15 protein-coding genes are annotated in these 12,453 nt (G+C 73.6%); 8 read left to right on the plus strand and 7 right to left on the minus strand.

What is annotated here, in order from left to right:
- The first annotated feature begins 12 nt into the window (after nucleotides 1-12).
- The 4 genes from paaC to paaI are packed head-to-tail and all read left to right on the plus strand — an operon-like array spanning nucleotide 13 to nucleotide 2,955.
- Nucleotides 13-939 (plus strand): 1,2-phenylacetyl-CoA epoxidase subunit PaaC, encoded by a 927-nt coding sequence (gene paaC, locus MJ876_RS08560; protein WP_240235842.1) that lies wholly within the window; start codon nucleotides 13-15, stop codon nucleotides 937-939.
- Entirely contained in the window at nucleotides 936-1,433 is a 498-nt protein-coding gene (gene paaD, locus MJ876_RS08565; protein WP_240235843.1) for a 1,2-phenylacetyl-CoA epoxidase subunit PaaD, read from the plus strand. Before paaC ends, paaD begins: the two co-directional genes overlap by 4 nt.
- Nucleotides 1,433-2,488, plus strand: coding sequence for a 1,2-phenylacetyl-CoA epoxidase subunit PaaE (gene paaE / locus MJ876_RS08570; RefSeq protein WP_240235844.1), 1,056 nt, complete (start codon nucleotides 1,433-1,435; stop codon nucleotides 2,486-2,488). The genes paaD and paaE overlap by 1 nt, the downstream gene beginning before the upstream one ends.
- Nucleotides 2,485-2,955 carry a hydroxyphenylacetyl-CoA thioesterase PaaI gene (gene paaI / locus MJ876_RS08575; protein ID WP_240235845.1) on the plus strand — a complete coding sequence of 157 codons (471 nt, stop codon included), beginning with the start codon at nucleotides 2,485-2,487 and terminating at the stop codon, nucleotides 2,953-2,955. Before paaE ends, paaI begins: the two co-directional genes overlap by 4 nt.
- A gap of 143 nt (nucleotides 2,956-3,098) precedes the next feature.
- Here paaI and MJ876_RS08580 read toward each other — a convergent pair whose 3' ends face one another.
- Nucleotides 3,099-3,731 carry a TetR/AcrR family transcriptional regulator gene (locus MJ876_RS08580; RefSeq protein ID WP_240235846.1) on the minus strand — a complete coding sequence of 211 codons (633 nt, stop codon included), beginning with the start codon at nucleotides 3,729-3,731 and terminating at the stop codon, nucleotides 3,099-3,101.
- A 56-nt stretch (nucleotides 3,732-3,787) separates the two neighbouring features.
- Between MJ876_RS08580 and MJ876_RS08585 the strand changes: the two genes are divergently transcribed.
- Nucleotides 3,788-4,699: an alpha/beta fold hydrolase gene (locus MJ876_RS08585; RefSeq protein ID WP_240235847.1), complete on the plus strand. Its 912-nt coding sequence runs from the start codon at nucleotides 3,788-3,790 to the stop codon at nucleotides 4,697-4,699.
- A 61-nt stretch (nucleotides 4,700-4,760) separates the two neighbouring features.
- Here MJ876_RS08585 and MJ876_RS08590 read toward each other — a convergent pair whose 3' ends face one another.
- From MJ876_RS08590 to MJ876_RS08605, 4 genes are all read right to left on the minus strand, one after another.
- The gene (locus MJ876_RS08590; protein ID WP_240235848.1) at nucleotides 4,761-5,858 is read right to left on the minus strand and encodes a hypothetical protein; all 1,098 of its coding nucleotides are present in this window, start codon (nucleotides 5,856-5,858) and stop codon (nucleotides 4,761-4,763) included.
- Nucleotides 5,858-7,474: an AMP-binding protein gene (locus MJ876_RS08595; protein ID WP_240235849.1), complete on the minus strand. Its 1,617-nt coding sequence runs from the start codon at nucleotides 7,472-7,474 to the stop codon at nucleotides 5,858-5,860. Before MJ876_RS08595 ends, MJ876_RS08590 begins: the two co-directional genes overlap by 1 nt.
- A gap of 96 nt (nucleotides 7,475-7,570) precedes the next feature.
- Complete coding sequence (locus MJ876_RS08600; protein WP_240235850.1) at nucleotides 7,571-8,092, minus strand: VOC family protein; 522 nt, start codon at nucleotides 8,090-8,092, stop codon at nucleotides 7,571-7,573.
- A gap of 54 nt (nucleotides 8,093-8,146) precedes the next feature.
- Nucleotides 8,147-8,710, minus strand: coding sequence for a YceI family protein (locus MJ876_RS08605; protein ID WP_240235851.1), 564 nt, complete (start codon nucleotides 8,708-8,710; stop codon nucleotides 8,147-8,149).
- Between the two features lie 90 nt (nucleotides 8,711-8,800).
- On the opposite strand from MJ876_RS08605, the gene MJ876_RS08610 reads away from it, so the two are divergent.
- Nucleotides 8,801-9,256: a MarR family winged helix-turn-helix transcriptional regulator gene (locus tag MJ876_RS08610; RefSeq protein WP_240235852.1), complete on the plus strand. Its 456-nt coding sequence runs from the start codon at nucleotides 8,801-8,803 to the stop codon at nucleotides 9,254-9,256.
- 22 nt (nucleotides 9,257-9,278) lie between these two features.
- Here the strand turns inward: MJ876_RS08610 and MJ876_RS08615 are convergent, their stop codons facing one another.
- A complete protein-coding gene (locus tag MJ876_RS08615; RefSeq protein ID WP_240235853.1) occupies nucleotides 9,279-10,505 on the minus strand; it encodes an SLC13 family permease in 1,227 nt (408 codons plus the stop codon).
- Nucleotides 10,506-10,567: 62 nt separating this feature from the next.
- Between MJ876_RS08615 and MJ876_RS08620 the strand changes: the two genes are divergently transcribed.
- Nucleotides 10,568-11,152, plus strand: coding sequence for a dual specificity protein phosphatase (locus MJ876_RS08620; RefSeq protein WP_240235854.1), 585 nt, complete (start codon nucleotides 10,568-10,570; stop codon nucleotides 11,150-11,152).
- A gap of 12 nt (nucleotides 11,153-11,164) precedes the next feature.
- Here the strand turns inward: MJ876_RS08620 and MJ876_RS08625 are convergent, their stop codons facing one another.
- Nucleotides 11,165-11,536, minus strand: a complete 372-nt coding sequence (locus MJ876_RS08625; protein WP_240235855.1) for a VOC family protein — start codon at nucleotides 11,534-11,536, stop codon at nucleotides 11,165-11,167.
- A 25-nt stretch (nucleotides 11,537-11,561) separates the two neighbouring features.
- Between MJ876_RS08625 and MJ876_RS22180 the strand changes: the two genes are divergently transcribed.
- Nucleotides 11,562-12,443: an AraC family transcriptional regulator gene (locus MJ876_RS22180; protein WP_240235856.1), complete on the plus strand. Its 882-nt coding sequence runs from the start codon at nucleotides 11,562-11,564 to the stop codon at nucleotides 12,441-12,443.
- Nucleotides 12,444-12,453 lie beyond the last annotated feature (10 nt).

The raw sequence follows: 12,453 nt of genomic DNA on the forward strand, positions 1-12,453 counted from the left end.
GGCGGAGGACCCATGAGCGACCACGACTCCGGGCACGACTCCGTCTACGACGGCCTGCTCGGGGAGGACGACTCCCACTGGGCGTTCGGCACCTCCTTCGAGGACCCGCTGGCCGGCGTCGACACCACCATCCCGGACGGCGCCGACCCGGCCACGCTGGCGGTGTACTGCCTGATGCTCGGCGACGACGCCCTCGTCTACTCCCACCGCCTGTCGCAGTGGGCCAGCAACGCACCCGACCTCGAGGACGACATCGCGCTGGCCAACACCGCGCTCGACCTGCTCGGCCAGGCCCGGCTGCTGCTCGCGCGGGCCGCGGCGGCGGACGCCTCCGTGGTGCCGGCCATGCCGGAGGGCTCGCCCGTTCCCGCCGAGGACGCGCTCGCGTTCTTCCGCGACGAGCCGGCGTTCCGCAACCTGCGCTTCGTCGAGCCGGAGAACGGCGACTTCGCGGTCACGATCGCGCGCCTGCTCGTCTTCGCGACGTACCGTCTCGCGCTGCTGGAGCGCCTCGTCGCCTCCGCCGACCCGGTGCTGTCGGCGATCGCCGCGAAGGGCGTGAAGGAGGTCGCCTACCACCGCACGTACGCCGGCCGGTGGTTCGTGACGCTCGCGCAGGGGACCGACGAGTCGCGCCGCCGCCTGGAGGCCGCACTGCCGGTGGTCTGGCGCCATCACGACGAGCTGTTCGCCACCCACCCGGTCGAGGCGGACGCCGCCGTGCAGGGTGTCGGGGTCGACCCCGCACAGCTCGCCGGCGAGGTCGGCGCCGTCCTCGACCAGGTGCTCGCCACCGCGGGGGTGGACCGGCCCGAGGTGCCCTCCGCCGGTCCGGTCGCCGGCGGACGCGGCCGCGACGGCCGGCACACCGAGCACCTGTCGCGGATGCTCGCCGAGATGCAGTCCGTCGCCCGCGCGCACCCCCTGGGGCAGTGGTGAGCGCGGCGGTGCTGGACGCCCGCAGCGTCGCGGCCCGGGTGACGGACCCGGAGATGCCGATGCTGACGTTGGAGGACCTGGGCGTCCTGCGCGACGTCGTCGCGGACGACGGACGCGTGGTCGTGACCATCACCCCGACGTACTCGGGGTGCCCGGCGATGGCGACCATGCGTGACGACCTTGAGCACCGTCTGCTCGACGCCGGGTACGACGACGTCGAGGTCAGGGTCAGCCTGACCCCGGCGTGGTCGAGCGACTGGATCACCGACGCCGGACGGCGGGCGCTCGCCGAGCACGGCATCTCCCCGCCCGGCGCCGCCCCCGCGGGCGGCCCGATCGCGCTGGACCTGCTGCCCACCCGCCGCGCCGTCCGCTGCCCGCGGTGCGCCAGCGACGACGTCCGTCTCGTCTCGGAGTTCGGCGCCACCGCCTGCAAGGCGATCTACGCCTGCCGGGAGTGCCTCGAGCCGTTCGACCACGTGAAGGAGATCTGATGCGCTCGGCGTTCCACGAGCTCACCGTTGCCGAGGTCGAGCGCCTCACCGACGACGCGGTCGCCGTCACCTTCGACGTCCCGGACGACCTGCGCGGGGAGTTCGACTTCGCCGCCGGGCAGTCGCTGACGCTGCGCCGGCGGATCGACGGCACCGAGCACCGCCGCAGCTACTCCATCTGCGCCCCCGCCGGGGCGCGGCCGCGGGTCGGCGTACGGGAGATCCCCGACGGGTTGTTCTCGACCTGGCTGTCGCGCGAGGTGCGCCCCGGCGACGTCGTCGAGGTGCAGACCCCGACCGGCAGCTTCCGGGCCGACCCCACCGAGGCCGGCCGCCACCTCTGCATCGCGGCCGGGTCCGGCATCACCCCGATGCTGTCGATCGCGGCCACGGTGCTCACGAACCCGGCGTCCTCGGTGACGCTGGTCTACGGCAACCGCCGCACCGACTCGGTGATGTTCGCCGAGGAGCTCGCCGACCTGAAGGACCGTCACGGCGCCCGCCTCAACCTCGTCCACGTCATGTCGCGCGAGCCGCGCGACGTCGAGCTGTTCTCGGGTCGCCTCGACGCCGACCGGATGCGCCGGCTGCTGCCCGTCGTCGCCCCGCTCGGCGCGACGGACCACGTGTGGCTCTGCGGGCCGTTCGGGATGGTCAACGACGCCCGCGACGTGCTCGGCGAGCTCGGCGTCCCCGCCGAGAAGGTGCACGTCGAGCTCTTCTACGTCGACGAGCCGCCGCCGGAGCTCGACCGGCCCGAGCCCGAGGCGTCGGGCGAGGCCGCGCAGGTGACCATCGTGCTCGACGGCCGGACGACGACCGGCGCGATCGAGCGGTCCACGACGATCCTGGACGGCGCGGCGGCGAGTCGCAACGACGTCCCCTTCGCCTGCAAGGGCGGGGTGTGCGGCACCTGTCGGGCCAAGGTGGTCGACGGCGAGGCGGACATGCGCCGCAACTACGCGCTCGGCGACGACGAGGTCGAGGCCGGCTTCGTGCTGACCTGCCAGACCGTCCCCGTCAGCGACGCCCTCACGGTGGACTTCGACGCGTGAGCGCCGCCCACCCCGGTCCCACGCCCGACGAGGTCGCCCGCCGCAGCACCGAGGAGATGCTGCGCGGGGACGCCGCCGGCCGCGCCCTCGGCCTCGAGCACCTCGACGTCGGCCCCGGCCGCGCCGAGGTCGCGATGGTCGTGCGCCCGGACATGGTGAACGGCTGGGACATCTGCCACGGCGGCCTCATCGCCACCCTCGCCGACACCGCCTTCGCGGTCGCCTGCAACGCCGGCGGCGAGGTCACCGTCGCCGCGGGCTTCGACATCAGCTTCCTCGAGCCCGGCCGCCTCGGCGACCGCCTCGTCGCCCGCTGTCGCGAGGTCTCCCGCCGCGGCCGGTCGGGCATCTACGACGTCACCGTCGTCCGCGAGGCCGACGGCGACGGCGACGGCGTCGTCATCGCCGAGTTCCGCGGCCGCAGCCGCTCCACCGGCCGGCCGAACCCGGCGCTGGCTGAGGGATGACGGCTGCGCGCAGATTCCCAGGGTAAGTGGTCGTGCTGTCGCTTACCGTGCCGAATTCAGCACGGGAAGCGACAAGACGACCACTTACCCTGGGAAATCGACCGCCCCCGGGCCGCGCCGTCAGCCCGGCGACCGGGCCACCGCTACCGCCGCGCCAGCCCGTCGAAGACGAGCGTGGTGAGGGTGTCGGCGAGGTCGTCGCCGGTGACGGGGCCGCCGGGGCGGTACCACTCGACGAGCGAGTTGACGGTGCCGAACAGCAGGCGGCTGACGAGGTCGGGGGAGAGGTCGGAGCGCAGGGCGCCGTCGGCCACGGCCGCGGCGACGAGCGCGGTGAGGCGGTGGTCGACGTCGCGGCGGCGGGCCAGCGCGGCCTGCTCGACGGGACTGTTGCCGCGCACCCGCAGCAGGAGGGTCACCGTCGGCTGGTGGTCGACGAGCACCCGCACCGAGCGGCGGACGACGGCCCGCAGCCGCGCCTCGGCGGTGAGGTCGTCGGCGGACTCGGCCTCGCCGATCGCGGCCTCCAGGGCGTCGAGCGCGTCGTCCAGCGCCGCGCGCAGCAGCGACTCCTTGCCGTCGACGTGGTGGTAGATCGCGGACTTGGTCAGCCCCAGGTGCGCGGCGAGGTCCGACATCGACGTCGCGTCGTAGCCCTGCGCGTTGAACAGCTCCACCGACCGCTCGAGCACCGTCGCCGCGTCGTACCCGGGCCGCCCGCGACGGGCGGTGGACCCGGGGAGCCCGGTGGGGTCGGGGGTGGGGGCCGACGTCACGGGTCACAGTCTCCCAGCCCTTCCCGCGCCGGCGCGGAGGGTGCTGGGATGTCGCCATGAGCAACCACGCCGAGGTCGGGGCCGAGCACGTCGAGATCGAGAGCGCCGGGGGTGTCCGCCTCGCGGGCTACCGCTGGGCGCCGGCGACCTCCGGTGAGCCCCGCGGCATCGTCCAGCTCGTCCACGGCATGGGCGAGCACGTCGGCCGGTACGGCGAGACCGCCCGTCGTCTCGCCGCCGAGGGGTACGCCGTGTGGGCGCACGACACCCGCGGCCACGGCCGGACGGCGGTCGAGCTCGGTGGCGGGGTCGAGGCGCTGGGGAGGGTCGGGTCCGACGGGTGGCGCGAGTTCGTCCTCGACATCGGCCGGGTCGGTGCCGCCGCCCGGGAGGCGCACCCCGGGCTGCCGCTCGCCGTGGTCGCGCACAGCCTCGGCAGCTTCGCCGCCCAGCAGTACGTGCTGGACCACAGCGGCGACCTCGACGCCCTCGTCCTGTCGGGCACGGCCGCGATCGACCTGCTGGAGCCCGCGGTCGACCTCGACGCCGAGATGGACCTGAGCGGTTTCAACGGGCCCTTCGAGCCGGCGCGCACGGACTTCGACTGGCTGACCCGCGACGAGGCGGTCGTCGACGCGTACGTCGCCGACCCGTGGTGCGGCTTCAGCATCGACGCGGCCGCGGTGCGGGCGGCCTTCGAGGGCGGTCGCGCGCTCGCGGACGCCGACCGTGTGGCCGCGGTGCGCGACGACCTGCCCGTCTACGTCGTCGTCGGCGACGCGGACCCGCTCAACGCGGGCCTCGCGCTGGCCGCCCCGGTCGCCGACCGGTTCGAGGCCGCCGGGCTGTCCGACGTGACGTTCGTGGCCCACCCGGGGGCCCGGCACGAGGTGCTCAACGAGACCACCCGGGTCGAGGTGCTCGACGGTCTCGTCGCGTGGCTCGACCGGGTGCTGCCGCAGCGCTAGCAGGTCAGCGGGCCGCCACCGCCGTGTCGGCACGGTCCCGTCCCCCTCACTCCGGGGCACCTCAGGCCAGGGCGGGGTCCATGAGGTGCGCCAGTGCGTGCCGCACGGCCTCGAGGTCGTCGTCGGGGTGCTCGTCGCACCACGCGGTGGCGGCCTCCTCCACGAGGTGCTCGGCGAGGCGCCAGAGGTGCTCGTCGGCGTCCCCGTCGGGGAAGGGCCCGGCCGTCCAGGCGGGGAGCGGGGGAGCGGGCAGGCCGCTGACCTCGGCGAGGAGCTCGGCGAGGTCCCGGGCGGCGGCCAGCATCGCGAGGTCGTCACCGGCGTTGACCGGACGGGGGCTGGCCTGGACGACGACGCCGGTGAGGGTCGCCACGAGCTCGGCCGGCCACGCGGCCACGGCCACCTCGGCCCGGTCGGGACGCTCGCGGGCCGCGTCGCAGCGCGACCCGTCGTCGCGGTGCAGCACGAGGAGGTGTCGGGCGGGGCCGTTCGTGGGACGCCCCTCCACGAGGCGTCCGTGGTCGCACCGGGCCGTCGCCGCGCAGTCGCGGCAGACGGTCCGGGGGTGCTCCGGGGACCACTCCGCGAGACCCCGGCACACCGGGCAGGGGTGCAGGGGCGGGTCGGACGGTGGCACCCGCCGCAGCGCCTCCGCCTCCTCGAGGTGGGCGACCGCCTGCGGCACGGTCGGCGCCCGCAGCGGGTGGAAGGCCCGCAGGCCGGCCAGCACCCACTCGGCGCCGGGCAGCTGCGCCGGCCCCACACCGGGGCGCTGGTCGGCCGGCACCGCGGCCACCCGGCGCACGCCGAGCCGCAGGGCGGCCAGCGCGGCGCGCTGGTGGGGCCCGAGGTGCTTGGGCGGGACCGGGGCGGGGTCGCGGATCGATCGCTCCCACACCTGGAGCACGACCTCGCGGCGGGCCGCCTCGTCACCCGGGTCGATGCGGATGCTGTGGGAGCCGTCGCGCCCGGCGAGCAGCAGCAACGGACCGAAGCGGAAGGCGAAGCCGCCGTCCGGGTCGTCGGCGTAGCCGTCGACGACGACCTCGGACACCTCGGACGCGGCCACGCCGCGCTGCTCGGCGACCGCGAGCGCCCAGGCGCGGGCCCCGGCGCGGGTGAGCGGCTGCTCGGGGCCGTCGGTGGCGGTCGGTCCCACTACTCCAGGCCCAGCAGCTCGGGGCTGCGCTGACGCATCTCGACCTTCCGGACCTTGCCCGTCACCGTCATCGGGAACTCGTCCACGACCACGACGTGGCGGGGGATCTTGAAGTGCGCGAGCTTGTCGGCGCAGTACTCGCGCACCGCCTGCGCGGTGAGCGGCTCCGCGCCGGAACGCATCCGCACCCAGGCGCACAGCTCCTCGCCGTACCTCTCGTCGGGGATGCCGACGACCTGCACGTCCTCGATGTCGGGGTGGCCGTAGAGGAACTCCTCGATCTCGCGCGGGTAGATGTTCTCCCCGCCGCGGATGACCATGTCCTTGATGCGGCCGACGATGTTGCAGTAGCCGTCCTCGCGCATGACCGCCAGGTCGCCGGTGTGCATCCAGCCGTCGGCGTCCAGCACCTCGTCGGTCTTCTCCTGGTCCTCCCAGTAACCGAGCATGACGCTGTAGCCCTTGGTGCAGTACTCGCCGGTCTCGCCCCGCTCGACGGTGGCGCCGGTGGCCGGGTCGACGACCTTGATCTCGAGGTGCGGGTGGACCCGGCCGATGGTCGACGTCCGGCGGTCCAGGTCGTCGCTCATCAGGGTCTGGCACGACACGGGTGACGTCTCGGTCATGCCGTAGGCGATCGAGACCTGGTCCATGTGCATGTCCTCGATGCAGCGCTTCATGACCTCCACCGGGCAGATCGAGCCGGCCATGATCCCGGTGCGCAGGCTCGTGAGGTCGAAGGACGCGAAGTCCGGGTGGTTCTGCATGGCGATGAACATCGTCGGGACGCCGTACAGGGCGGTGCAGCGCTCGTCCTGCACGGTCCGCAGCACCGTCGCCGGGTCGAAGGCGGGGCCCGGGATGACCATCGTCGAGCCGTGGGTGACGCACCCGAGGTTCGCCATCACCATGCCGAAGCAGTGGTAGAAGGGCACCGGGATGCAGAGCCGGTCGGCTGCCGTGAGCTCGATGGTCTCGGTCACGAAGTGGCCGTTGTTGAGGATGTTGCGGTGGCTCAGCGTGGCGCCCTTGGGTCGCCCGGTGGTCCCGCTCGTGTACTGGATGTTGATGGGGTCGTTGGCCCGGAGGTCGTGCGCGACGCGGCTGACCGCGTCCGCGGGGAGCCCGGCGCCCTCCTCGAGCAGCTCGCCCCAGTCGTCGGTGTCCAGCAGGACGACGCTCCGCAGCGAGGGCACGTCCTCGCGGACCTCGCCGATCATCGCCGCGTAGTCGCTGCTCCTGAACGACGACGCGGAGACCAGCAGGCTCACGCCCGACTTGTCGAGGGCGTAGGTGAGCTCGTGGGTCCGGTACGCCGGGTTGATCGTCACCAGGACCGCGCCGATGCGGGCGGTGGCGAGCTGGGTGATGGTCCACTCGGCGCAGTTGGGCGCCCAGATGCCGACCCGGTCGCCGGTGCGGACGCCGCGGGCCAGCAGGCCGCGGGCGAACGCCTCGACGTCGGCGGCGAGCTCGCCCCACGTCCAGCGGCGGTCCGTGGCCGCCTCGACCAGGGCCTCGGTGTCGGCGTGCTCGGCGACCGTGCGGGCGAACCGCTCGCCGATGGTGTCCTCGAGCAGCGGGACCTCGGTGGGTCCGACGTCGTACGACTCCACGTGACCTCCTCGTCGTGGGACGGCTGCCTACAGCCAACCGTCAACGCCGGGGTCGGGGCAATGCCCGACCGGGCAGGTCGTGTCGTGGCCGACGTCCTAGAGGACGACCTCGCCGTACATCTCGCCGAGGGGGTCGGCGATGAGCTCGATGCGCGCGCCGTCGGGGTCGGTGAAGTACACCGACGTGCCCGAGTGGACGACGTGCTCGACGCCCTCGGCCCGGAAACGCTCGACGATGGCCTCCCACCGGGAGGGCTCCATCGAGATCGCGACGTGGTGCAGACCGCCCAGCACCTCGGCGTACGGGCCGAGGTCGAGGCCGGGGAAGTCGAAGAAGGCCAGGAGGTTGTCGTGGCCGATGTCGAAGAAGAAGTGGGTCGAGCCCGGGTAGTCCCGGTTCTCGATGACCTCGGTCAGCGGGAAGCCGAGCAGGTCCTGGTAGAAGCGGACGGTGCGCTCGACGTCGCCGCTGACGAGGGCGGTGTGGTGCAGCCCCCGGGCGGTCGAGGCGGGCCGGTCGCCGGGCTCACGCAGGTGCGTGGCCCGGATCCGGTCGCGCTCGACCGCCACGGCGTCGAGGTCCACGGTGGTGGCGGCGGTGTCCTGCTGCTCGGTCACGATGGCTCCTCGGTCCTCGGGGTCTGCGGGGTGGTGCGACGTACGGGTCGGTGCTCAGGCGGTCTTGATCGCGGAGATCTCGAACTCGAGGTCGATCTTCTCGCTCACGAGGACGCCGCCGGTCTCGAGGGGGGCGTTCCAGGTGACGCCGTAGTCCTTGCGGTTGATCTTGACGGAGCCCTCGAAGCCGACGCGCTGGTTGCCGAACGGGTCGGTGGCGCCGCCCTCGAACTCGAAGGGGACGGTGACGGAGTTCGTCGTGCCCTTGATGGTGAGGTCGCCGGTGATGTCCAGGCTGGTCGGGCCGGTCTGGGTCACGCCGGTGGAGACGAAGGTGATGGTCGGGTACTCGTCCATCGCCAGGAAGTCGTTGCTGCGCAGGTGGCCGTCGCGCTGCTCGTTGCGGGTGTCGATGCTCGCGGCCTGGATGGTGACCTCGACGCGGGCGTCCGAGAGGTCGGAGCCGACGGTGGCGGTGCCGGCGACGTCGTTGAAGGCGCCGCGGACCTTGGTGACCATGGCGTGGCGGGCGACGAAGCCGACGCGGCTGTGCGAGGCGTCGATCTCGTAGGTGCCGGACAGGTCGGCGACGGTGGCGGTGCTGGCGGACTCGGTCATGGGGTACTCCTTGGTGGGTGGTTTGGTGATGTGTCAACCATCCTGCCGAACAGATGATGATGCGTCAACTATTCCAGTAGGATGGACCCCATGACCGACGGACCGTGGCTCGACGAGCGCCAGCAGCAGGTGTGGCGACGCTGGCTCGCGGTCGAGACGCTGCTGCCGGCGGCCCTGCACCGCGAGCTGCAGGCGGACGCCGGTCTCTCGCTGCAGGACTTCGCCGTCCTGGTGCAGCTCACCGAGCACACCGACGGCCGGCTGCGGGTCACCGACCTCGCCCGGCTGCTCACGTGGGAGAAGAGCCGCGCCTCGCACCACCTGACCCGGATGGAGGCGCGCGGGCTGGTCGAGCGCCGCGCGTGCCCGGAGGACGGGCGCGGCTCGTTCGTGGGCGTCACCGAGGCGGGTCGCCGGGCCATCGTGGCCGCCGCGCCGGGCCACGTGCGGGAGGTCCGCGCGCTGGTGTTCGACGGCCTGAGCGACACCGAGCTCGAGGTGCTCGACACGGTCCTGACCCGGGTGGTCTCGCGGCTCGAGGCCTGAGGTCGTCGCCGGCCCGTCGCCGCTACCAGCCCGGGGCGAGCACGGTGGCCCAGGCGAGCCCGGGGCCCACGGCGACCACGACCCCGGCGTAGCCGAGCAGGCGGCGGTAGTAGGCGTCGCGCTCGTCCTCCCGCACGTTGGCCAGCACCAGCGCGCCGTTGGTCGAGAACGGGCTGACGTCGACGATGGTCGAGGCGATGGCGAGGCCGACGACGAAGAGGACCGGGTCCAGGTCGCCCGCCTGCAGGAACGGCACCGCGAGGGCGATCGCGACGCTGATGATGCCGACGGACGACGCCATCGCCGAGGTGACCCCGGCCAGGTAGTAGAGCAGCAGCGCGGCCACGAGCGGGACGCCGAGGGCGATGATCCCGTCCGAGACGAACTCGACGGTGCCCGCCAGCTGCAGCACCTCGATGTAGGTGACCATCCCGGTCACGAGGACGACGACCGACCAGCTGACCGAGCCGAGGGCCTGCTTGGCCGCGCCCGGCCGCGCCAGGGCCAGGGCCGTGGCGAGGACGAGCGCGAGGGCGGTGATGTCCAGCCCGAACGCCGTCGTCCCGACGGCGAGCACGAGCAGCGCCCCCAGCGTGAGGAGCTGGTACGGCGTCGCGCGGGCCGAGGCGCGCGCCTCGTCGTCGTCCACGCGACCCGTGGCCCGCCAGCCGCCGCGCACGCCGTACAGCACCGCGGCGACGGCGACGTTGAAGACCAGCGGGACGAGGAACAAGGCGAGCGGCGAGAACGGGACGTCGTCGCCGAGGAACCCGGCGATCGTCACGCCGTACACGCTGATGGGGCTGAACGCCCCGGCCAGCGCGCCGTGCACGACCATCATCCCGGTCATGAGCTGGTCGAGCCCGTAGCGCCGGGCGAAGGGCAGGGCGAGCGGCGCGACGATGGCCACGGCGAACAGCGCCCCGAGCGCGATGAGCACGGCCGCCAGCAGGAAGAACACCCAGGGTGCGAGGGCGACCCGGCCGCGGCAGGCCCGCAGGATCCAGGTGACGAGCACCTCGATGCTGCCGTTGTGCTGGGCGAACCCGAACAGCAGCGTGAGCGCCACCAGCACGAGGAACAGGTCGCCGGGGAAGAGCGCGACGACGTCCTCCGCCGTGAGCCCGAGGGAGAGCTGCGCGACGGCGTAGGCCGCGGTGAAGCCGAGGACGCCGAGGTTCACGGAGCGGACGGTGCCGACCACGAAGACGACGAGCAGGACGATGATCGAGACGACCTCCGGGCTCATCCGAGCCAACCTAGGTCGCGGGGTGACGGACGTCACCACGGGTGTCCACGATGGGGGAACGCATGTCCGAGGGGCCCAACGCCGACCGGGTGCTCGACCGGCTCTGGATCGGCGGCGACCTGCCGGTGGAGGACGAGGGGATGGCGAGGGGCCAGCTCGACGCGCTGTACGACGCGGGGGTGCGGCAGATCGTCGACTGCCGCATCGAGTGGGACGACTCGTCCTGGGTGCTCGCGGAGCACCCCGACCTCGACTACCGGTGGCTCGGGGTCGACGACGCGGGGCAGACCATGCCCGACGAGTGGTTCGAGACCGGCACGGACGCCGTCCTGGAGCACCTCGAGGGCGGCGGCACCTCGCTCGTGCACTGCCACATGGGCATCAACCGGGGACCCTCGATGGGCTTCGCGGTGATGCTCCGGCTCGGGTGGGACCCCGTCGAGGCCCTCGAGCGCATCGTCGAGCGCCGACCCGTCGCGTACGTCGACTACGCCGAGGACGCCGTCGACTGGTGGCGGCGCCGGGAGGGCGCCGAGGAGCGCGTCCGCGCCGAGGCGGTCGCCCGGGTGCGTCGGTGGCGGGACGAGCGCGGCGTCACCATGGGCGAGCTCGTCCGGCGGACCCGCAGCACGCCGCCCGGCTCCTGAACCCGGCCCGGTTCACTCCCAGGCGGCCGCGTCCGTGAGGCAGAACGGGTGTCCGGCGGGTGACAGCAGCACGCGCCAGGTCTCGCCCGGCTGCTCCTCGGGCACCCGCGCGCCCAGCTCGACCGCGCGGGCCTCGCTCGCCGCCACGTCCTCGCAGCCGAGGTCGAGGTGGAACTGCTTCGTGCCGCGGGGGTTCGGCCAGGCGGGCGCCTCGTGGTCCTCGACGCGGCCCAGGCCGAGGGCGGGTGCGCCGGCGCGCGTGAGCATCGCGTACTCGTCCTCGACGACCGCGACGTCCCAGCCCAGCAGGCCGGCCCAGAACGCCGCCTCCGCGCGCACGTCCGCGCAGTCGAGGGTCATCATCTTCAGCTCGGTGGTGGTCATGCCACGAGGCTCCTACGATCCCGAGGTGGTCGATAGGACGAATGCGACCAGCACGACCGCGGGCATCCTCCGCCCGGCGGAGCTCCTCCGGCACGCGTCGCTGGAGAGGGTGGCGTCGGGCGCTGCGCTCGGGGCGTACGTCGAGAACCACTGGTGCTTGCGCTGGGACCTGCCCGAGGGGAGGTCCTTCACCAGCCGCACGCTGCCGCACCCGGCGTGCACCCTCAGACTCGAGCTGGGCCAGCCCCGCGCCGGTGTGGGCGAGGACCGGCTCGTCGTCACCGGGGTCGTCACGCGTCGCTTCGACATCACGCTGACCGGGCGCGGGTGGGTGCTGGGCACGAAGTTCCGTCCCGGGGGCCTCGCCGCCCTGGCCGGCGCCCGGGCCCGCGACTGGACGGACCGCACGCTGCCGGCGGCGCAGGTGCTGCCCGCGGCGGTGCTCGCCCCGGTGCGCGGCCTCACCGCGGACGTGTCGCCCGCCGACGCGGCGGCCGTCGCGGACGACGCGCTCTCCGGGATCCTGCCGGAGCGGGCGGACCCGGTGTACGCGTCGCTGCTCGGGCTGGTGACCACGATGCTCGCCGACCGCGACCTGCAGCGCGTGACCCAGCTCGAGCAGCTGACCGGATGGTCGCGGCGCCGCCTGGAGCGGTCGTTCGCGACGTACGTCGGCGCCACCCCGAAGTGGGTGCTGGCGCGCTACCGCATGCACGACGTCGTGGCCGCGCTCGACGCGGGGTACGACGGGTCCCTGGCCGATCTGGCGGCGTCCTCCGGGTGGTACGACCAGGCGCACTTCGGTCGGGAGTTCACGGCCCTGGTCGGGCTGCCGCCCTCGGAGTACCGAGCCCACGCACGCGAACGGCGCAGCGGATCCACAGGTTCGCCACAGCAACGTGCGTGATCCTGTGCGG

Source organism: Nocardioides sp. CFH 31398 (genome assembly GCF_022436705.1).
Classification (GTDB): domain Bacteria; phylum Actinomycetota; class Actinomycetes; order Propionibacteriales; family Nocardioidaceae; genus Nocardioides.